Annotated in this window: 17 protein-coding genes; 13 read left to right on the top strand and 4 right to left on the bottom strand. The window is 70.1% G+C overall.

Annotated features, from left to right (window positions below; all coding sequences use genetic code 11):
• Positions 1–47 precede the first annotated feature (47 nt).
• The 13 genes from OIE67_RS26310 (at position 48) to OIE67_RS26250 (ending at position 18,048) form a co-directional block, all read left to right on the top strand.
• Positions 48–1,256 carry a dipeptidase gene (locus tag OIE67_RS26310; RefSeq protein ID WP_106245407.1) on the top strand — a complete coding sequence of 403 codons (1,209 nt, stop codon included), beginning with the start codon at positions 48–50 and terminating at the stop codon, positions 1,254–1,256.
• Positions 1,256–2,833: an ABC transporter substrate-binding protein gene (locus OIE67_RS26305; protein WP_326644795.1), complete on the top strand. Its 1,578-nt coding sequence runs from the start codon at positions 1,256–1,258 to the stop codon at positions 2,831–2,833. The genes OIE67_RS26310 and OIE67_RS26305 overlap by 1 nt, the downstream gene beginning before the upstream one ends.
• A 5-nt stretch (positions 2,834–2,838) precedes the next feature.
• Positions 2,839–3,792, top strand: a complete 954-nt coding sequence (locus OIE67_RS26300; protein WP_326644793.1) for an ABC transporter permease — start codon at positions 2,839–2,841, stop codon at positions 3,790–3,792.
• Positions 3,789–4,643: an ABC transporter permease gene (locus OIE67_RS26295; protein ID WP_326644791.1), complete on the top strand. Its 855-nt coding sequence runs from the start codon at positions 3,789–3,791 to the stop codon at positions 4,641–4,643. Before OIE67_RS26300 ends, OIE67_RS26295 begins: the two co-directional genes overlap by 4 nt.
• A complete protein-coding gene (locus OIE67_RS26290; RefSeq protein ID WP_326644789.1) occupies positions 4,640–5,809 on the top strand; it encodes a M24 family metallopeptidase in 1,170 nt (389 codons plus the stop codon). The genes OIE67_RS26295 and OIE67_RS26290 overlap by 4 nt, the downstream gene beginning before the upstream one ends.
• Before the next feature lie 23 nt (positions 5,810–5,832).
• A complete protein-coding gene (locus tag OIE67_RS26285) occupies positions 5,833–6,672 on the top strand; it encodes an alpha/beta fold hydrolase (RefSeq protein WP_326644788.1) in 840 nt (279 codons plus the stop codon).
• A gap of 19 nt (positions 6,673–6,691) precedes the next feature.
• Positions 6,692–7,699 carry an Lrp/AsnC family transcriptional regulator gene (locus OIE67_RS26280; RefSeq protein ID WP_326644786.1) on the top strand — a complete coding sequence of 336 codons (1,008 nt, stop codon included), beginning with the start codon at positions 6,692–6,694 and terminating at the stop codon, positions 7,697–7,699.
• 1,527 nt (positions 7,700–9,226) lie between these two features.
• Entirely contained in the window at positions 9,227–11,590 is a 2,364-nt protein-coding gene (lon, locus tag OIE67_RS26275; RefSeq protein WP_106245118.1) for an endopeptidase La, read from the top strand.
• Between the two features lie 572 nt (positions 11,591–12,162).
• Positions 12,163–13,125: a methionine ABC transporter ATP-binding protein gene (locus OIE67_RS26270; RefSeq protein WP_326644783.1), complete on the top strand. Its 963-nt coding sequence runs from the start codon at positions 12,163–12,165 to the stop codon at positions 13,123–13,125.
• A complete protein-coding gene (locus OIE67_RS26265; RefSeq protein ID WP_106245114.1) occupies positions 13,122–13,778 on the top strand; it encodes a methionine ABC transporter permease in 657 nt (218 codons plus the stop codon). Before OIE67_RS26270 ends, OIE67_RS26265 begins: the two co-directional genes overlap by 4 nt.
• Before the next feature lie 9 nt (positions 13,779–13,787).
• Positions 13,788–14,618: a MetQ/NlpA family ABC transporter substrate-binding protein gene (locus OIE67_RS26260; RefSeq protein ID WP_326644780.1), complete on the top strand. Its 831-nt coding sequence runs from the start codon at positions 13,788–13,790 to the stop codon at positions 14,616–14,618.
• Between the two features lie 491 nt (positions 14,619–15,109).
• Positions 15,110–16,645 (top strand): AMP-binding protein, encoded by a 1,536-nt coding sequence (locus OIE67_RS26255; RefSeq protein WP_326644778.1) that lies wholly within the window; start codon positions 15,110–15,112, stop codon positions 16,643–16,645.
• A 152-nt stretch (positions 16,646–16,797) separates the two neighbouring features.
• Complete coding sequence (locus OIE67_RS26250) at positions 16,798–18,048, top strand: S1C family serine protease (protein WP_106245109.1); 1,251 nt, start codon at positions 16,798–16,800, stop codon at positions 18,046–18,048.
• Positions 18,049–18,114: 66 nt separating this feature from the next.
• Here OIE67_RS26250 and OIE67_RS26245 read toward each other — a convergent pair whose 3' ends face one another.
• From OIE67_RS26245 to OIE67_RS26230, 4 genes are read right to left on the bottom strand one after another with little or no spacing between them, the layout of a single operon-like run.
• A complete protein-coding gene (locus OIE67_RS26245) occupies positions 18,115–18,855 on the bottom strand; it encodes an ABC transporter permease (RefSeq protein ID WP_326644774.1) in 741 nt (246 codons plus the stop codon).
• A complete protein-coding gene (locus OIE67_RS26240) occupies positions 18,848–19,729 on the bottom strand; it encodes an ABC transporter ATP-binding protein (RefSeq protein ID WP_326644772.1) in 882 nt (293 codons plus the stop codon). The genes OIE67_RS26245 and OIE67_RS26240 overlap by 8 nt, the downstream gene beginning before the upstream one ends.
• Positions 19,726–20,154, bottom strand: a complete 429-nt coding sequence (locus tag OIE67_RS26235) for a winged helix-turn-helix domain-containing protein (protein ID WP_326644770.1) — start codon at positions 20,152–20,154, stop codon at positions 19,726–19,728. Before OIE67_RS26235 ends, OIE67_RS26240 begins: the two co-directional genes overlap by 4 nt.
• Positions 20,151–20,771, bottom strand: a complete 621-nt coding sequence (locus OIE67_RS26230; RefSeq protein ID WP_326644768.1) for a hypothetical protein — start codon at positions 20,769–20,771, stop codon at positions 20,151–20,153. The genes OIE67_RS26235 and OIE67_RS26230 overlap by 4 nt, the downstream gene beginning before the upstream one ends.
• Positions 20,772–20,852 lie beyond the last annotated feature (81 nt).

The following is a 20,852-nucleotide window of genomic DNA, read 5'->3' as shown; positions in this document are numbered from 1 at the left end:
GCCTGATTCTGGCAAGCTGCCCGCAATTGGACAAGAGGGGTTACCAGATGCTGGAAGCTGCGAAGAGCTACAAGGGCTACCGTTCGTACGAATACCTGGAGGCGGGTGTCGACTACCGCCGGTTCGACCTGGCGCCGGAGCTCGGCCGGGTGCCGGCCTACCAGGGGCCCGAGCTGACCTCCGAGCAGAGCGAGCGCGTCCGTCGCCTGCTCACCGACAGCCTGGTCGTCTCCCTGCACGACCACCCGTCGATCTTCCCCGACGACATCGGCCAGACCGTGGACTACAACCGCACGGCCCGCCACCACACCGGCTATGAGGGCCTGGCCCGCTCCGGCATGACCGTCGTCTTCGACAACCTCATGGACGGCACCTGCTGCATCACCAGCCAGGCCGGCTGGAAGTGGAACGACGTGGTGGCCGACATCGGCATGCGCCTGTCGGACCTGGCCCACCAGGACTACCTGATCAAGGTCGAGCGCCTGGCCGACGTGCGCGAGGCGCACGCCAGCGGCCGGATCGGCCTCGTGCTCGCCCTGGAGGCGGCCACGATGATCGAGAACGAGGTCGACCGGATCGACATGCTGTACGGCTTCGGCGTCCGCCAGATGGGCATCGCCTACAGCGAGGCCAACACCCTGGGCAGCGGCCTGAAGGAGCGCGGCGACGGCGGGCTGACGCTGTTCGGCGAGAAGGCCGTGCGCCGCATGAACAAGCTGGGCATCGCCATCGACGTCTCCCACTCCGGCGACCAGACCTCGCTCGACACGATCCGCCATTCCGAGCGGCCGATCCTCATCACCCACGCGGGCGCCCGCTCCGTCTGGCCGACCAACCGGATGAAGCCGGACTCGGTCATCAAGGCCGCGGCCGAGCGCGGCGGCGTGATCGGCCTGGAGGCGGCCCCGCACACCACGCTGTCGCCCGACCACCCCCGGCACAGCCTGGAGTCGGTGATGGACCACTTCACGTACTGTGTAGACCTGGTCGGCATCGACCACGTGGCCTTCGGGCCCGACACGCTGTTCGGCGACCACGTGGGGCTGCACGACACGTTCGCCGAGCACCTGTCGCTCAACGAGGCCCACGCGGGCCAGGCGTACGAGAAGGTCCCGTACGTGGACGGCCTGGAGAACCCGGCCGAGTGCTTCTGGAACATCATCTCGTGGCTTGTCACCCATGGTTACTCCGACGACGAGATCACCAAGGTCGTCGGCGGCAATGTCATGCGCGTGCTGGAAGAGGTCTGGATCTGATGAGACGTGCGGTTCTTCTCACCGCGCTGGCCGTCGCGCTTACGGCCTGCGCTCCCAGCGTGCCCGGCTCCTCAGGCTCCTCCGGCTCTCCCGGCGCGCAGGCGCCCGCCAGCGCCGACCGGCTGACCATCGGCACGACCGCCGACGTGGTCAACTACAACCCGCTGGTCGGCAACAGCCGGACGGACTCGTGGGTCACCGACCTCATGTACCCGAAGCTGACCCAGATGGACGCCACCGGCAAGCGGATCCCGTACCTGGCGACCGAATGGTCCTACTCCGAGGACGGCAGGACCGCCACCGCCAAGCTGCGCGATGACATGAAGTGGTCCGACGGCAAGCCGGTCACCGCCTCCGACGTCGTGTTCTCGGTGACGGCGGTGCAGAAGGAGAAGTTCGGCGTGGTGGCCGGGCTCATCACCGCGCTGGACGAGGCCGAGGCGGTCTCGCCGACCGAGGTGCGCTTCAAGCTCAGCCGCCCCGACGGGACGTTCCTCGACAACGTGGGCTTCTGGCTGCCCGTGGTGCCCGAGCACGTCTTCTCCAAGGTGCCGAGCGTGCAGAAGTTCGCCAACGACAAGGACTGGGTCAGCGCCGGCCCGTTCAAGCTGACCAAGGTCGAGCGCGGCCAGCGCTACATCATGGACCGGGTGGACGACTTCGGGCCCGGCAAGCCCACGGTCAAGCAGGTCGTCTTCCGCGTCTTCCCCGACGTCAACACCGAGGTCCTGGCGCTGCGCAACGGCGAGATCGACATGATCGGCAACGTGCTGCCGCCGGCCACCGCGACCGAGCTGAAGAGCGACGCCGCGGTCAAGCTGCAGGAGATCCCGTCGCTGGGCTGGGCGCACCTGCAGTACAACACCAAGCGCAAGCCGCTCGACGACGTCCGCGTCCGCCAGGCGCTGGCCCACGCCGTGGACTACGAGGCGATCAGGAACATCGCGCTGAAGGGCTTCGCCAAGTCCTCCAACTCCAGCGTGCTGACGCCCTCGCTGCCCCAGTGGACCGACCAGGCCTCGAAGGAGTACGCCTTCGACCCCGAGCAGTCCAAGAAGCTGCTGGCCGAGGCCGGGCAGACCAACCTGCGCCTGGGCATGATCTACGACCAGGCCGACCCGAACATCGCCCGCTGGGCGCCCATGGTCCGCGACGCGGCCAAGAAGGCCGGGATCACCATCGAGCTGCAGGGCCTGGAGCGCAACACGTACCTGGACAAGACCACCAAGCGGGACTTCGACATCTACGCCGGCTCGTGGGCGGTCATGGACAACCCGCCCGCCAACCTGGGGCTGGCCTTCAAGAGCGGCGGGTTCATCAACTACGCCCAGGTCGAGGACCCCAAGCTGGACGACCTGATCGACCAGGCGCAGCGCGCGCTCACCCAGGAGGAGGCCAAGCCGCCGATCCAGGAGGCGGCCCGGATGATCCACGACCAGGTCTACGACAACGTCCTGTACGTCGAGACGTTCAACGTCGCCCACTCCGCCAAGTGGACCGGGTTCCAGCCGATGCCCAGCGAGCTGCTGTCCATCCTGAACCCGCTCTCCCTGGCCGCGGCGAAGCCGGCGGGCTGATCGGCATGCGCTTCATCGGCCTCCGGCTGGCCCGCGGCCTGCTCACCCTCTGGTTCGCGGTCACGGTGACGTTCTTCCTGGTCCGTCTGCTGCCAGGAGACCCGGTGCTGGCCGTGGCCGATCCGAACATGACCGAGGAACTGCGCCAGAAGCTGCTGGCCGACTTCGGCCTGGACAAGCCGCTGGCGGCGCAGTACCTCGACTATCTCGGCCAGCTCGTGCAGGGCAACCTCGGCATGTCCTTCCGCCAGTCGATCCCCGTGACGACCGTGCTCATGGAGCGGCTGCCGTGGACGCTGATCCTGACGATCTCGGCCATGGTGGTGACGATCGCGCTGGGCATCCCGCTCGGCGTGCTCGCCGCCACCAGGGCCAAGGGCTGGCTGGACCGCGTCATCCAGCTCACCGGCGTCACCGCGCAGTCGCTGTTCGTGCCGAGCGTCGGCATCCTGCTCATGTACGTGCTGGGCGTCTGGCTCGGCTGGTTCCCCATCGGCGGCGCGGTCGACCTCGACGCCACCGGCCTGGGCGCCACGCTCAGCATGCTGCACCACCTGGTGCTGCCGTGCCTGTCGCTGGTCTTCATCCAGCTCGGCGGCTACGTGCTGACGATGCGGACCACGCTCATCGAGGCGCTCGGCGAGGACTACGTCTCCCTGGCCAAGGCCAAGGGCGTGCGGCCGGGGAAGGTCGTGTGGAAGCACGCCCTGCGCAACGCGCTGCTGCCCACCACCACGATCGCCGGGCTGCAGCTCGGCACCCTCGTCGGCGGTGCGGTGCTGACCGAGACGATCTACGCCTATCCCGGCATCGGCCGCGCCATCTACGAGGCCGTCGGCCAGCTCGACTTCCCCGTCCTGCAGGGCGCGTTCGTGCTGCTCGCGGCCGCCGTCGTGGCGGCCAACCTGATCACCGACGTGGCCTACGGAATCCTCGACCCCAGGGTGCGTACCTCATGACGGCAGCCGCCGTGGAACTCACGCCGCGCCAGCGGACCTGGTCCTCCTTCCGCCGCAACCCCCTCGGCGTGGCCAGCGGGATGCTGCTGCTCCTGCTGGCCCTGGTCGCGATCTGCGCGCCGCTGATCGCGCCCTTCCCCGAGGGGTACGGCGCCGACACCTCCCAGCCGCCCTCCTCCGCCCACTGGTTCGGCACCGACGACATCGGCCAGGACGTCTTCGCCCAAGTCGTCTGGGGCACCAGGGTCAGCATGGCGGTCGGGGTCAGCGCCTCCGTGCTGGCCATCGTCATCGGCCTGCTCATCGGCGTCTGCGCCGCCTACTTCCGCCGCCTGGACACCCCGCTCGGCGTGCTGGTGGACCTGTCGCTGTCGCTGCCCGTGCTGCCGCTGATGATCCTCGTCGCGGCGCTGGCCGGGCCCAGCGTGCGCACGCTGGCCGTGGTGATCGCGCTGTTCAGCTGGCCCGAGGTGGCCCGCGTGGTGCGCTCGCAGGCCCTGGCCATCGTGCCGATGCCGTTCGTGGCGGCGGCCAAGGTCGTCGGCGGCTCGTCCCTGTGGATCGTGCGCAAGCACCTGCTGCCCGGCGTCGTCCCCGTGGTCGGCGTGTCGGTCGTGCTGACCACCTCCCGCGCCGTGCTGTCCGAGGCCGGGCTCTCCTTCCTCGGGCTCGGCGACCCGAACAGCTGGTCGTGGGGCACGATCCTGCACAAGGCCCAGCAGTCCGGCGCGCTGGCCTCCGCCTGGTGGACCACCCTGTTCCCGTCGCTGGCCATCCTGCTGCTCGTCCTGTCCACGACGCTGCTCTCCGTGGCCTACAACGACGCCCGCAACCACAGGAGCGACACATGACCTTCTCCCAGCGGCTGCCCGGCGCCTTCTACGCGGGCGCGCTCGACCGGGTACGAGCGGAGATGTCCCGCGAGGGCCTGTCCGCCCTGATCCTCGACGACCCGCTCGACGTCGCCTACCTCACCGGCTTCCACCACTTCCCGAACGAGCGGCCGGTCGCCTGCTGGCTGCCGCTCGACGGCGAGCCCGTGCTGCTCGTGCCCGACCTGGAACGCGAGTACGCCCAGGACCAGCGGGCGCGGGCCGAGATCGTGGCCTACCCCGAGTTCCCCGGCGTCAGGTCGCCGTTCGCGGTCCTGGCCGCGCACGTCCCCGCTCCCGGCGCCGCCGCGTACGCGCCCTCGACCAGCGTCGGCCGGGTGGAGGCGCTGGCCGAGGCGTTCCCCTCGACCCGCTGGAGCGCCTCGGGCGCGCTCGGCCGGGTACGGCTGCGCAAGCTGCCCGAGGAGATCACGCTGCACGAGGAGGCCGCCCGCATCGCCGACCAGATGATCGAGGCCGGCGTCGAGCTGGTCAGGTCGGCCGTCGAGGCGGGCGGCGAGCTGCCCACGGAGACCGACCTGGCCGGGCACGTCATCTCCCACGGCTCCCGCCTCATGTACGCCAGGCACGAGGACGTCGTCGTCGTGCCCATGCTGACCGGCGGCCTCGTCTACGGCGGCCCCAACTCCGCCCAGCCGCACCGCCTGCCCGGCGGCGACCGGCTGCGCGCGGGGGAGACGTTCATGCTCTCGCTCGGCTGCGCCGTCGGCGGCCGGTTCGTGGAGAGCGAGCGCACGTTCGTCATCGGTGAGCCCACCCCCGAGCAGGCCCGCTACTACGAGGTCGTCCGCGAGGCGCAGGAGACCGGCACTGAGGCGCTCGTCCCCGGCACCACCTGCGAGGAGGCCAACCGCCGCTGCCTGGCGGTGATCGAGCGGGCCGGGCTCGCCGAGCACATCCGGCACCGGCAGGGGCACGGCATCGGGCTCGGCTTCCACGAGCCGCCCTGGCTGTCCTACGGCGACACGACCGAGCTGGCCCCCGGCATGATCCTGTCCAGCGAGCCCGGGGTCTACGTGCCCGGCCACGCCGGATACCGCATCTCCGACACCGTCCTGGTCACCGAGTCAGGGCCGCGCCGGCTGACGGCGTACCCGCGCGAGCTCACCGACGTCATCATCTGATCATCTGTTCTGGAAGGACCGTCTTGTTCGTCGACATCAACGGCAACCGGCTCAACGTCGAAGTCCTCGGCGAGGGCGACGACGTCATCATCGCCCACCACGGCGCGCCGGGCCTCGGCTCGCTCGCCGAGCCCAGGAGCAGCTTCGGCCGGCTCGCGGACGCGTACAAGGTGGTCGTCTTCGACGCCCGCGGATCAGGACAGAGCGGGCAGAACGGCCCGTTCACCCACGAGCAGTGGGTCGCCGACGTCGAGGGCCTGCGCCGGTGGCTCGGCGTCGAGCGCGTCGTCATCGCCGGCGGCTCCTACGGCGGCTTCATCGCCATGGAGTACGCCGCCCGCCACCCCGACCGGGTCGGCGCCGTCGTGCTGCGCGACACCTCCGCCGACAACGCCAACCAGGACCTGGCCATCCGCAACGCCGCCGCCTCCTCCCGGGTCACCATCGACCGGGCCAAGCTCGACCGGATCATGTCCGGCACCGTGCGCGACGACGACGACCTGCGCGACTGCTGGCGCGAGATCCTCCCCCTGTACGACCACGACTACGAGCCCGCCGCGGTGGAGCAGCGCGTGGCCGCCACGCCGTACCACTACGCCACCCACAACTACGCCTTCGCCGTCAACCAGCCGAACTACGACATCAAGCACCTCCTGCCCGGCATCACCGCGCCGACCCTGATCACCGTCGGCCGCCACGACTGGATCACCCCCGTCGAGTGCAGCCGCACCATCGCCGGCCTGATCCCCAGCTCCGAGCTGCGGATCTTCGAGAAGTCCGGGCACTCGCCGCAGGTCGAGGAGGCCGAGCTGTGGGAGGCCACCGTGCGCGGCTTCCTGTCCGAGGTGCGCGACCGGGGCTGAACGCGCGATGATGCCTCCGATGGATGATCTCGACGACCTGGACCGCAGGATTCTCGCAGCGCTCCACGTGAACGGCCGCGCCAGCTGGACCGACATCGCCCAGTTGCTCGGCATCTCCACCACCACGGTGGCGCGGCGGGCCCAGCACCTCATGGGCGCCGGCCTGGCCCGCGTGGCGGTGCTGCCGCACCTGGAGCACGACGGGCCGATCCACGTGTTCCTGGTGCGGCTGACCTGTGCGCCCGGCAGCCAGCTCAGAGTGGCCGGGCTTCTGGCGAAAAATCCGGACATCCGGTACGTCACCATCGTCACCGGCGGCTACGACATCGTCTTCGAGCTGGTCGCGCCCAAGCACCGCGACCTCTACTCGATGCTGGTCGACTACGTGCACTCCGTGCCGGGGGCGCAGCAGAGCAACGCCGACCTGGTGCTGCACACGTACAAGGTGAGCTACGACTGGAGCGTGCCCGTCCTGGGCGAGAAGGCGGCGCCGTTCGCGCTGCACCGGCCCGTCCACACCTGCGAGCGCGGCCACCTCGACGACGTCGACCGCGAGGTGCTGGCCGCCCTGCGGGAGGACGGCCGGGCCAGCTTCCAGTCCGTCGGCCGCCGCCTCGGCATCAGCGAGAGCACCGCCAGGCGGCGGCTGGAGTCCATGCTCGACCGGGGCTGCGCCAGCGTCACCACCTTCATCCCGGCGGCGGCGCTCGGCTACGAGGCCGAGATCCTGCTGTGGCTGACGGTCGAGCCGAGCATGCAGGAGAGCGTGGCCGAGCGGCTGGCCGGCGAGCGCGGCGTCCGCATGATCGCCTCCACGCTGGGGCAGGCCTCGCTGGTCTGCGAGGTGATCGTGCCCACCACCGCCGACCTGCACCACTTCACCTCCCGCACGCTGGCCGCGGTGCCGGGGATCCACTCGTGGACGGCGGGCGTGCAGGTGCTGACGGTCAAGCGCGGCTTCCTCATGGTGCCCTGGGCGGAGTCGCGCATCGCCGCCGCTCTGACGCCCGCGGGGCTGCCCGCGTAGCGCCGCCCTCGCTCCCGCGTAGGTCCTACCGGGTGTAGCGGTGCTTGGCGCCCGGCGGGAAGTAGTCGGGGTCGCCGGCCTCCCGGAGCCGGACGAACGGCATCTGCCGTCCGGCCGGCACGTACGCGGCGAACTCGCTGTTCAGCCGGAGCAGCTGGGCCAGGATCGACGCGCCCGCCGCCTGGGCGATCTCCTCGGAGGGCCGCTCGCCCGGCGCCAGCTCCACCGTCACCGTCAGATGCCGGTCGTGCCGCTCGTCCTCGGCCACCTCCAGCACGAACTTTGCCGGTGACCGACCCGCTCACCTCCGCCTGCTCCAGGCCGATCGCGATGTTCTCCGGATAGACGTTCGCGCCGTAGTAGGACACCGTGAAGTGGCTGCGGCCGAAGACGTACACGAAGGGCCGCTCGGGGCCCTCCCGCTCCGGCCGGTGGCCGTGGGCGCGGACGAACCCCAGCAGCTCATCGTACGGCAGCACGCCGCCCTCGTCGGCGATGTGGTAGCGGACGAGCGGCACGCCGTTGTCGCCGGAGAACAGCAGCGTGCCCTGATGCTCCTCGAAGTAGCGGACGTCCGGGTCGTACTGGACGAGGGTGGGCAGCCTGGACTCCCCGAACAACTCCCTGGCCAGGCCGGGGCGGGCGGCCAGGAAACGGCGGATGCCGACCGACAGCGCGGTCTCGTTGCCCAGGACGCCCGCGTCGGCGGTGCCGTACAGGGAGGCGACGCCCCGCACCGGGTCGGCGATGCCGGCCCGCTCGGCGACCAGCGTGCGCCACTCCTCGCTGAACACCTCGCCCGCGGTGACCAGCTTGACGTTCCACTCCGCCCAGGGCAGGTCCTCGCCGTCGATGACGTTCTTCAGGAACGGCGGATAACCGAGCAGCACGACCTGGTCGAAGTACGGGGCCAGCTCGGGCAGCACCCGCGCGATCTCCCGCCGGTCGGAGCCCGGGGCGACCACGGTGATCGGGTAACCGCGCTCGGCCAGGTGACGGCAGCACCCGAGGGTGAACAGGCCGCCGACCCAGGTGCCGAGCGCGAAGCAGACCACGGCGAGCGTCCGGCGCTCCAGGGCCTGGAAGGAGTCCCTGAACACCTCCTCGAACCGCTCGGCGATGACCCGCTCGTCGCCCGCCGAGCGCGGCCAGAACGACGGCGTGCCGGTGGAGCCGGACGAGACGGCGATCATGTCCCCGATCACGCCGTTCCTGCACAGGTCGGGCAGCGGGTGCCGCAGGGTGTAGGTGTCCTTCGTGGTCATGGGCAGGCGGGCGAAGTCGTCCAGCGTGGTGATCTTCTCCGGGTCCACCCGCTGCTCGGCGAGGAACCTGCCGTAGGCGGGCACGGTGCCCGCCACCTCGTGGAAGAGCTCAACCGGGTCCATTGGCCGACTGTACGACGGGACCCGCTCTCGATGCGGCGCTTACATGATTACGATCGCCGTGAGCGAACATCGGCAAGGAAGGGAACACGACAGGGCTCCGATGAGTTGAGCCGGTATAACTCAACCCTTGGGAGTTCGTATGAGTGAGAGCTTGATCCTCCCGGTCCTGCCGCTGGACGACGAGGTCGTGCTGCCGGGCATGGTGGTTCCGCTGGACCTGTCCGACTCCGAGGTGCGCGCCGCGATCGACGCGGCCCGTGCATCCGGTGGCAACAAGCCACGGGTCCTTCTCGTTCCCCGGATCGACGGCCGTTACGGCGCCATCGGTGTTCAGGCCGTCGTCGAGCAGGTCGGGAGGCTCCCCGGTGGCGAGCCCGCCGCCGTCGTGCGCGGCGTCAACCGGGTCAGGGTCGGCACCGGCACCACCGGTCCCGGCGCCGCGCTGTGGGTCGAGGCCGACACCATCGACACCGTGGCCGTCGGCGAGCGCGCCCAGGAGCTGGCCAAGGAGTACAAGGTCCTGGCCACCACCATCCTGCAGAAGCGCGGCGCCTGGCAGGTCGTCGACCAGGTCAACCAGATCGACGACCCGTCCGTGCTGGCCGACAGCTCCGGCTACACCCCGTGGCTGACCACGGCGCAGAAGGTCGAGCTGCTGGAGGCGGCCGACCCGGCCGACCGGCTGGCCAAGCTGGTCGAGTGGTCCCGCGACCACCTCGCCGAGCTCGACGTCGCCGAGACGATCCGCAAGGACGTCCAGGAGGGCATGGAGAAGCAGCAGCGCGAGTTCCTGCTGCGCCAGCAGCTCGCCGCCGTGCGCAAGGAGCTCAAGGAGCTCAACGGCGACTCCGCCGAGACCGAGGAAGAGGACTACCGGGTCCGGGTGGAGGCCGCCGACCTGCCGGAGAAGGTGCGCGAGGCCGCCCTCAAGGAGGTCGACAAGCTGGAGCGCACCTCCGACCAGTCGCCCGAGACCGGCTGGATCCGCACCTGGCTGGACACCGTGCTCGACATCCCGTGGAACGAGCGCACCGAGGACAACTACGACATCGCCGGCGCCAGGGCCGTGCTCGACGCCGACCACACCGGCCTGGCCGACGTGAAGGACCGCATCATCGAGCACCTGGCCGTGCGCAAGCGCCGCCAGGACAAGGGCCTCGGCGTGGTCGGCGGCCGGCGCAGCGGCGCCGTGCTGGCGCTGGCCGGCCCTCCCGGAGTCGGCAAGACGTCCCTGGGCGAGTCCGTGGCCCGCGCGATGGGCCGCAAGTTCGTCCGCGTCGCGCTCGGCGGCGTCCGCGACGAGGCCGAGATCCGCGGCCACCGGCGCACCTACGTCGGCGCGCTGCCCGGCCGTGTCGTCCGCGCGATCCGCGAAGCCGGCTCGATGAACCCGGTCGTCCTGCTCGACGAGGTCGACAAGGTCGGCGCCGACTACCGCGGCGACCCGACGGCCGCCCTGCTCGAAGTGCTCGACCCGGCGCAGAACCACACGTTCCGCGACCACTATCTGGAGGTCGAGCTCGACCTGTCCGACGTGCTGTTCCTGGCCACGGCCAACGTCCTGGAGGCCATCCCCGGGCCGCTGCTCGACCGCATGGAGATCGTCACCCTCGACGGCTACACCGAGGACGAGAAGGTGGCCATCGCCCGCGACCACCTGCTGCCCAGGCAACTGGAGCTGGCCGGGCTGACCTCCGAGGAGGTCACGGTCGAGGACGCGGCGCTGCGCCGGCTGGCCGCCGAATACACCCGCGAGGCCGGGGTCCGCTCGCTGGAGCGCTCGGTCGCGAGGATCCTGCGCAAGGTGACCGCCAAGGGCGAACTGCCCGTCACCGTGGGCGAGGCCGACCTGGTCGACTACATCGGACGGCCCAGGTTCGTGCCGGAGTCGTCGCTGCCCGAGGCCAAGCAGCGCACCTCCGTGCCGGGTGTGGCCACCGGGCTGGCCGTCACCGGGGCCGGCGGCGACGTGCTCTACGTGGAGGCGTCGCTGGCCGACCCGGAGACCGGCGAGACCGGGCTCACCCTGACCGGCCAGCTCGGCGACGTGATGAAGGAGTCGGCCAGGATCGCCCTGTCCTACCTGCGTTCGCACGGCGCGGAGCTGGAGCTGCCGGTCACCGCGCTGAAGGACCGCTCGGTGCACGTCCACTTCCCCGCGGGCGCCGTGCCGAAGGACGGGCCCTCCGCCGGCGTGACCCTGACGACGGCGCTGGCCTCGCTCCTGTCCGGGCGGCTGGTGCGCGGCGACGTGGCCATGACCGGTGAGATCTCGCTGACCGGGCGGGTGCTGCCGATCGGCGGCGTCAAGCAGAAGCTGCTGGCGGCGCACCGGGCGGGCATCACGACCGTCCTCATCCCGGCCCGCAACGAGCCCGACCTGGACGACGTGCCCGAGGAGGTCCGCGCCGAGCTGACCATCCACGCGGTCAGCGACGTGCGCGAGGTCCTGGACATCGCGCTCGCCCCGGCCTCGGTCGCCTCGACCTCCGTGGCCGCCTGACCGTCCGGCTGAGAGAGCCCCGTGATCTTCTGATCACGGGGCCCTCTTCTGGGAACCATGGAGCGCGCCGCGCACGTTGTCCCTCATGTCACCTTCCGACACTAGGAGCGATATGGGCAACATGGGCGTTCCGGAACTTCTCCAGCTGCTGGTGATCGGCGCCGTGGTGTTCCTCATCGTGCGCCTGGCGATGCGCCTGCGCCGGAAGTAGCGGCGCTCGTACCGTAGTGTGAAGTAGCGGAGCGTGACACAGATCACGAAACCGACGGGGAATAGCGGAAATCGCCCGGCCGTTACCTAGGGCGTGAACGAGGCAACCGCGACCGCGAGCAGCGCCCCAGGAGGCGCCGTGGATCGCCGTGCGTGTACGGGGCGAATGCCGGCCTGTTGAAGCAACCCGTCCGCCCGTTCTCTCCGAAGGTCGTCATGATCACACCTGGTTACGTGCTGCGCAGGCTGAGCCACCTGCCGTTCCACCCCGGCACCCGCTGAGCCTCCCAGGCTCTTTCCTTCCAGGTGATGTACGTTTCCGCGGCCCCGCCACAGGCCGCCCTCAGTCGTGGGGATTCTCCGTGATCCAGGCTTCCGGCCTGCGCAAGCAGTACGGCGACACCGTCGCGCTCGACGGCGTCGACCTGCACGTGCGCGAAGGCGAGATCTACGGCGTGCTCGGCCAGAGCGGCGCCGGCAAGAGCACGCTCCTGCGCTGCGTCAACCTGCTCGAACGCCCCACCGCGGGCACCGTCACCGTCGCGGGCCAGGACCTGACCGCGCTCGGCAGCCGGGAGCTCAACCGGGCCAGGCAGCGCATCGGCATGATCCACCAGCACTTCGCCCTGCTCTCCTCGCGCACGGTCGCCGGCAACGTCGCCTTCCCGCTGGAGGTCATGGGCGTGCCCGCGGCCGAACGCGAGCGCCGCGTCGCCGAGTTGCTGGAGCTCGTCGGCCTGGACGGCCGCGGCAAGGACCGCCCGCACCAGCTCTCGGGCGGCCAGAAGCAGCGCGTCGGCATCGCCAGGGCGCTGGCCGGCAACCCGGCGGTGCTGCTGTCGGACGAGGCCACCTCGGCGCTCGACCCGGCCACCACGCAGTCGATCCTCGCCCTGCTCAAACGGCTCAACACCGAGCTCGGCCTGACGATCCTGCTCATCACCCACGAGATGAACGTGGTCAAGAGCGTCTGCGACTCGGTCGCCATCATGACCGGCGGCCGGATCGAGGAGTCCGGCGCCATCGCCGACCTGATCAGGACGCCCGGCTCCCGCCTGACCAGGGAGATCTTCCCGCTGCCCGAACCAGGGCCGGCCGGCTCGGTGACGCTCACGTTCACCGGCGACCCGCGCCAGCCCGTGATCTCGGAGGTGGTGCGGAAGTTCGACGTGGACCTCAGCATCCTCGGCGGCTCCATCGAGGACCTCGCGGGGGGCTCGGTGGGCCGGTTGCGTGTCGCGCTGGAGGGCGCGGACACAGGGGCGGCGCTTTCCTACCTGCGCGAATGCGGGCTGATCGTCGAAAGGGCGGGGGAGGCCGCGTGACCTGGGAAGAGATGCTGCCGCTGCTCGGGCCGGCGACCGTCGAGACCGCGCTGATGGTCGGGTGGTCGACGCTGTTCACCCTGCTGCTCGGGCTGCCGCTGGGGGTGGCGCTCGTGGTGTTCGACCGGGGCGGGCTGCGGCCGGTCCCGGCGCTGAAGTCGGGGCTCGGGTTCGTGGTGAACGTCGGGCGGTCGCTGCCGTTCATCGTGCTGATGATCGCGATCATCCCGTTCACCCGGCTCGTGGTCGGGACCACCATCGGGACGGCCGCGTTCGTGGTGCCGCTGACCGTGGGCGCGGTGCCGTTCTTCGCCCGGCTGGTCGAGACGGCGCTGCGCGAGGTCGGCGCGGACGTCGTGCAGGCCGCCCAGGCCATGGGCGCGAGCCGGGCCACGATCGTGCGCAAGGTGCTGCTGCCCGAGGCGCTGCCCGGCCTGATCGCCGGGCTGACCGTGACCGTGGTGGCGCTCATCGGCTATTCCGCCATGGCCGGCACGCTCGGCGGGGGCGGGCTGGGGGACCTCGCCGTCCGCTACGGCTACCAGCGCTTCGAGACGCTCCTGATGATCGTGACCGTCGTGCTGCTGCTCGTCATCGTGCAACTGCTGCAGAGCCTGGGCGACTGGGTCGCCCGGCGCCTTTCGCACAAGTAAGGAAAAATCATGAGAATTCACCGCTTTGTAGGTGCCGTCGCGCTGGCTCTGTCGCTCGCCGCATGTGGTACGTCGCAGTCCGCCACCACCGGCGCCGCCGCCGCCGAGGGCGCCGACGCCGTGATCAAGGTGGGCGCCAACCCGGTGCCGCACGGGGAGATCCTCGACTTCGTCAAGCAGAACCTGGCCCCGGCGGCCGGGCTCAAGCTGGAGGTCGTGGAGTTCACCGACTACGTGCAGCCGAACGTGCAGCTGCAGGAGGGCCAGCTCACGGCCAACTTCTTCCAGCACAAGCCGTACCTGGACGACTTCAACGCCTCCAAGGGCACCGACCTGACCTTCGTCGCGCCGGTCCACCTGGAGCCGCTCGGCCTGTACTCCAAGAAGATCACGAACGTGACGGCGCTGGCCGCCGGCGCGACCGTGGCGCTGCCGAACGACGCCACCAACCTGGGCCGCTCGCTCAAGCTGCTCGCCGACAACGGCGTGATCAAGCTCAAGGACGGCGCGGGGACCGCGGCCACCGAGCGCGACGTCGTCGACAACCCCAGGAAGCTGCAGTTCAAGCCGCTGGAGGCGGCCCAGCTGCCGCGCTCGCTGGAGGACGTCGACGCCGCGGTGATCAACGGCAACTACGCCATCGAGGCCGGGCTCAAGCCCGCCACGCAGGCGCTGGTGCTGGAGAAGACCGAGGGCAACCCGTACGTCAACGGTCTGGTCGTCCCGGCCGGTCACGAGAAGGACCCCAACATCGTCACCCTCGGCAAGCTGCTCCAGGACCAGAAGGTCAAGGACTTCATCAAGCAGAAGTACGAGGGCTCGGTCATTCCCGCGGAATGATATTACGCAATCGTCGGACATGATCGGGGCCGACCACAAGGCGAAGGCCTATGGTCACGTGTCCGTCGAGAAGAAGCGGTTCAAGCACTGGTACTGGAAGACGGACGTCGTCAAGAAGCGCGAGTGCCGCAAGGACCACAAGGGTCACCGGCACTGCGTGTGGGTCGTGAAGACGTTCAAGAAAAAGGTGTGGGAGTGGCGTTTCGACTCCTTCTACTCCGTGCGTGAGCCGGGGCGGCCACCACCGTCCGACCGGCCACTACTCCGGCTGGCAGGACGTGTACCACGCGGCCGTCTGATCGCCTTTCACCGGCACACCGCGAAGAAACACCGCGAAGACACCTTGAAACACCGCGAAGCCGCGGCCTCGACGAGGAGGCTGTGGCTTCCGTCATTCTCGGACGGGTTCCGGCGCGCCGGAGCAGCGCGCCGGGCTTCGTTCGCGAGAGGATCCTGGCGCGGCGGGCGATCAACCGAATACTGTTCTAATCATGCATCCGGGAGCCATCGCAGCAGTCACCCCCGACAAGCCCGCTGTGATCATGGCGGGCTCCGGCCGGGTCGTCACCTACCGCGAGCTGGACGAGGAGTCGAACCGGCTGGCCCACCTGTTCCGCTCGGCGGGGCTGCGGCCGGGCGACCACGTCGCCTTCATGCTCGCCAACCACCCCCTCTTCCTGGCCGTCGCCTGGGCCGCGCACCGCTCGGGCCTGTACTACACGCCGGTCAGCTCGCGGCTGCAGGCCGACGAACTGGCCTACATCGTCGGCAACTGCGGCGCCCGGGTGTTCATCTCCAGCGCGGACCTGGCCGGCGTCGCCACCTCGATCACCGCCGCCACGCCGGGCGTCGAGCTGCGGCTCATGCTGGACGGCGTGGCCGACGGCTTCACGTCGTACGAGGAGGCGGTGGCGGGGCAGCCGGTCACCCCCGTCGAGGACGAGTGCACCGGCGTCGACATGCTCTACTCCTCGGGCACCACGGGCCGCCCGAAGGGCGTCAAGCTGACCTCCTCGCACGGCCCGCTGGACGAGCCCGGCATGCTGTTCAAGCTCATCCAGGGCCTGTTCGCGCCGTCCGCCGACAGCGTCTACCTCTCGCCCGCGCCGCTGTACCACGCCGCGCCGCTGCGCTACAGCCTGACGTTCCAGCGGCTCGGGGCCACGGTGGTGGTGATGGAGCGCTTCGACCCCGAGCAGTACCTGGCGCTGGTGGAGCGGTACGGCGTGACGCACTCGCAGCTCGTCCCGACGATGTTCATCAAGATGCTCAAGCTGCCGCCAGAGATCCGGAAAAAGTATGATCTTTCCTCGCTCCAGTACGCGATCCACGCCGCCGCCCCCTGCCCCGTCCCCGTCAAGGAGCAGATGATCGACTGGTGGGGCCCGATCGTCCACGAGTACTACGCGGGCACCGAGGGCAACGGTTTCCTCTACGTCGGCCCCGACGACTGGCTGCGGCACAAGGGCACCGTCGGCCGCTCGCTGCTCGGCGTCGTGCACATCTGCGACGAGGACGGCGACGACGTGCCGCCCGGCGAGCACGGCACCATCTACTTCGAGAACGGCGGCCGGTTCGAGTATCACGGCGACCCGGGCAAGACCCGCTCCGCCCAGGACCCCAAGGGCCGGGGCTGGACCACGCTGGGCGACATCGGCTACCTCGACGAGGAGGGCTTCCTGTACCTCACGGATCGCCGCTCGTACATGATCATCTCCGGTGGTGTGAACATCTACCCGCAGGAGGCCGAGAACGTGCTGTCGGTCCACCCGAAGGTGGCCGACGTCGCGGTCATCGGGGTGCCGGACGAGGAGATGGGCGAGCAGGTCAAGGCCGTGGTCGAGCCGGTGTCCATGGATGAGGCCGGCCCGGAGCTTGAGGCGGAGCTGATCGCGTACTGCCGCGAGCGGCTGGCCCACTACAAGTGCCCCAAGTCGGTGGACTTCCGGCCCGAGCTGCCCCGCCACCCGACGGGCAAGCTCTACAAGCGCCTGCTCAGGGACGAGTACTGGCCGGCGGGAAAGTAAAAATCTTGCCGCTTTTTCCGGCCGGCGGTGGTCGTCCCACCTCGATCGATAAGGCCGTCGTCAGACGCCGCCGCCCCCCGGAATCATCCCCTTAACCAGCTCTTACGCGGGACTTGACATCCTTGAATCATCGGGATTCGAGGAGATGACAGATGAACGCGAACGAGCCTCACGAGCAGGGCCCGCAGGAGAAGGGCGCCGGTGGGTGGAGCCAGTTCGGATCCGCCCCGCCGCGCCCCGGGGGCTTCCCCCGGCGCGACACGATCGCCATGGAGATGCCGCCACCACCCCCGGCCGCGCCTCCACTCAAGCACCGGTTCACCACCGGCCAGAAGGTCGTCGCGGGGCTCGCCATGGCCGCCATGGCGATCGGCGGCGGCGCCGTGGGGGCCGTCGTCGCCACCTCGTTCCAGCCCGAACCGGTGGCCAGCAGCAGCGCCAACACGCCGAGCCCGGTCTTCAAGTCGGCCGGCGACCCGCTCACCGTGGCCGAGGTCGCGGCCAAGGTGCAGCCCACCGTCGTCATGATCCAGGGACAGACCGGTGAGGGCTCGGGCGTGGTGCTGTCGGAGGACGGGCTCATCCTCACCAACAACCACGTCGCCGTGGGCGCGGGGCAGGGCGGTCAGATGACCGTCAAGTTCAGCGACGGCAAGACGGCCAAGGCCACCGTCGTCGGCACCGACCCCGCCACCGACCTCGCCGTCATCAGGGCGGAAGGCGTCTCGGGGCTGACCAAGGCCACGCTCGGCGACAGCGACCAGCTCAAGGTCGGCGACGCCGTGCTGGCCATCGGCAGCCCGCTCGGCCTGGACGGATCCGTCACGGCCGGCATCGTCAGCGCCCTCGACCGCACCCTCAACCTCGGCAACGACCAGCGGCAGCAGATCCCGCCCGGCTGGGGTCAGGAACAACAGCAGCAGAGCGCGCCCACGACGATCGGCGGCGCCATCCAGACCGACGCCTCCATCAACCCGGGCAACTCCGGCGGAGCGCTGGTGAACGCGGCGGGTGAACTGGTCGGCATCAACACCGCCATCGCCTCCGAGGCCGCGGGCGGCGGCGTCGGCTTCGCCATCCCCGTCAACACCGCCAAGCAGGTCTCCGACCAGCTCATCCGCAACGGCAAGGTCAGCCACGCCTTCCTCGGCGTGAGCGTCACCGACGCGACGGGCGACGTGCCGGGAGCTCTCGTCCGTCAGGTGACCGCCGGAAGCCCGGCGGAGAAGGCCGGACTGCAGCAGGGCGACCTCATCACCAAAATCGGCGACAAGGCGGTTGACGGAGGCGATACCGTTGTCGGGCAGGTCAGAGGTTTCAAACCGGGCCAACAGGTCAAGATCACATATATGAGGGACGGCAAGACCGCCGACGTCACCGTGACCCTCGATGAGAACAGATAACAGGACCCCCTCATGGACGGGTGTGCCGTTGAGATCGCTGCGGACTCGGCGGCACACCCCCCCATTTCAGGAGAAGCGCCGGCCCTCGTCACGGCGGTAGGCCCAGCCCGCCGCCAGTGCCGCCAGCACGGTCCACACCGCCAGCGAGACCAGCGCCACCGGATCAGGCGTGGTCCGCGCCATGACCGCCCAGAGCAGCTCGGCCACGCCTCTGGTGGGGGTGAACGGCGAGACGACCTGGATGAAGTCCGGCAGGATCGCGGGCGGCAGCAGCAGCCCGCCCAGGATCGCCAGCGGGAAGAACAGGATCTGCGACACCGCGATCGCGCCCTTGGCCGCCGTCAGATAGCCGATGAGCAGGCCCAGCAGCATGAACGGCACGGTGCCCGCGACCAGCACGCCCAGCCCCGCCAGCAGCCGCGGCGCCGTGAACGTCGCCTCGGTGAACAGCGCCCCGACCACCAGCACCGGAACCGCCGAGGTCACCGTCGTGACGAGCGTGGCCAGGATCCGGCCGGTGAAGTGGGCCGCCGGCCCGGCGGGCAGCGTGCGCAGGTAAGGGCTCCACGGCTGCTCGCGGTCCTGGGCCACGGTGATGCTCAGCCCGATGAGCGCCCCCGACATCGCGCCGAAGAACATCAGCGACCCGGTGGCCATCGTGGCGGCCCGCGGATCCTGGCCCGCGAACGGCACCACGAACGCCACCATCGAGACCGCGGGGAACAGGGCGCCCGCGATCAGGCCGATGGGCACCCTGACCTGTTCGAGCAGGAGGTAACGGGTGTGTGCGAGGGCCAGGCTAGACATGCGCGGACTCCTTCGTGGTCAGGGCCAGGAAGGCCTCCTCCAGGGTGGTCGGCCTGATCTCGAGGCCGGAGAACGGCGTGCCGCTCCGTACGAGCTCGACGACCAGCCGGTCGGGATCGGTGGTCACCAGGGTGGTGCGGCCGTCCACGCGCTCGCTGCCGAGCACGCCCGGCAGCTCGGGCAGGTCGCCGGCGACGAGCGAGACGCGCCGCACGCCCACCAGATCGCGTACGGCCCTGACGGTGTCGTCGGCGAGCACGCGGCCGGAGCCGATCACGACCACGCGCTGTGCCAGCGCCTCGATCTCCTCCAGGTAGTGGCTGGTCAGCAGGACGGTGCCGCCTTCCTCGTGGAAGGACCTGATGCCGTCCCACAGGGCGTGCCGCGCCTCGACGTCGAGGCCGGTCGTCGGCTCGTCGAGGAACACCAGCCGCGGCCGGCCGGCGAACGCCAGCGCCACGGCCAGCCGCCGCCGCTGCCCGCCGGACAGCCCGCCGACCTGCCGCCCGGCCAGGTCGTCCAGCCCGAACCTGGCCAGCAGCTCCTTCCGGCCGGTCCGCTCGCGGAAGTGGGCCGACACGAAGTCGACGATCTCCTTCACCCGTAACGACTCGGGCAGCCCCGTCTCCTGCGGCGTCACCCCGATGCCGCGCCGCATGACCGGGTCCAGCGGCGAGCCGCCGAACAGCTCGACCGTGCCGGACGTGGGCCGGCGCAGCCCGGCGAACAGGTTGATCAGGGTGGACTTGCCCGCCCCGTTGGGGCCGAGCAGGCCGACCAGCTCGCCCGCCCCGATGTCGAGCGAGAGCCGGTCGAGGGCCAGGACCTGGCCGTAGCGGCGGGTGACCTCGTGTGCCCGGGCAAGGACCGTCATGGTCTTCCTCCAGCGTTGTCCAGCAGCGCACGGACCGCCTTCGTGTACTCCTCGAAGGCCAGCCGCCCGCGCTTGGTGAGAGCTACGAACGTGACGGGGGTGCGGCCCCTGTGGGTCTTGTTGATCCGGACGTATCCGGCGTCTTCCAGCTTGGTCAGGTGCACCGACAGGTTGCCCGCGGTCATGCCGAGCAACTGCTTCATCGAGTTGAACGCCATCTCGTCGCCGTCGGGCAGGACGTTGAGCGTGGCGACCACGCGCAGCCTGGCCTGAGCGTGGATCACGGGGTCGAGCTCGGGCACGCCGAGCTCGGGCCCGTGACGATCGGACACGTCGCGATCGGCTGCGGTGCTGCCGGGCCCGTGACGATCCGACGCGGTGCCGTCGGGCTGGGTGTCGCCGGGCTGGGTGTCATCGTCGCTCACTTGTGACGCCTCAGCCACAGCCCGATGACGATGAAGCCGCCGCCCAGCAGCACGGCCGTGAGCAGCGCGTGCCAGCCCGCGCCGAGCAGCACGCCGAGCGCGTCGACGCCGGCGACCCAGGCGCCGACGAAGAACATCTGCCAGTTGCTCCAGACCGCGCCGCCGGCCATGTGCAGGACGGCCACCACCATGAGCGAGCTGCCCGCCCAGAGCAGGCCGCTCTCCTCCGGAGGCAGTTGCGGGCTGAGCCTCAGCGCGATGACCGTCATGAGGAACATCCCGGCGAACCACGCGTAGCCGTACATCGCCCCCTTCGTGGCGGAGCCCCCGCGCACCAGCCGGTTCATGCGCACCATGCCGAACACGGCGAACGCCCCCGCGACGACCTGGCCCGCCATGAGCACGCCGACCGCCTGCATCTGCGTGATCGGCGCGTAGGGCTGCCCGTCGAGCCCGTAGTGCAGGAAGAGCGCGGTGAAGCCGAACAGCCAGGCCACGCCCCACGGCACGTAGAGCAGGACGGTGTCGGCGTAGAGCATCTTCACCGTGGCGGCGTTCTGCTCCTCCATGACGCGGAGCATCTCTTCAGGGCTCGGCGCGCGATCGTCGTCCACCATGCAAACTCCTCGAATCAACAAACTAGTTTGCATCATAAACCTGATGGCGCCGCAAACGCCATCGGGAGCGGTGAATCGCGC

The sequence above is a fragment of the Nonomuraea fuscirosea genome (assembly GCF_035917475.1).
Taxonomy (GTDB): Bacteria; Actinomycetota; Actinomycetes; order Streptosporangiales; family Streptosporangiaceae; genus Nonomuraea; species Nonomuraea fuscirosea.
The sequence above is the reverse complement of the archived record's forward strand: the minus strand, read 5'-3'. Positions and strand labels throughout refer to the sequence as shown.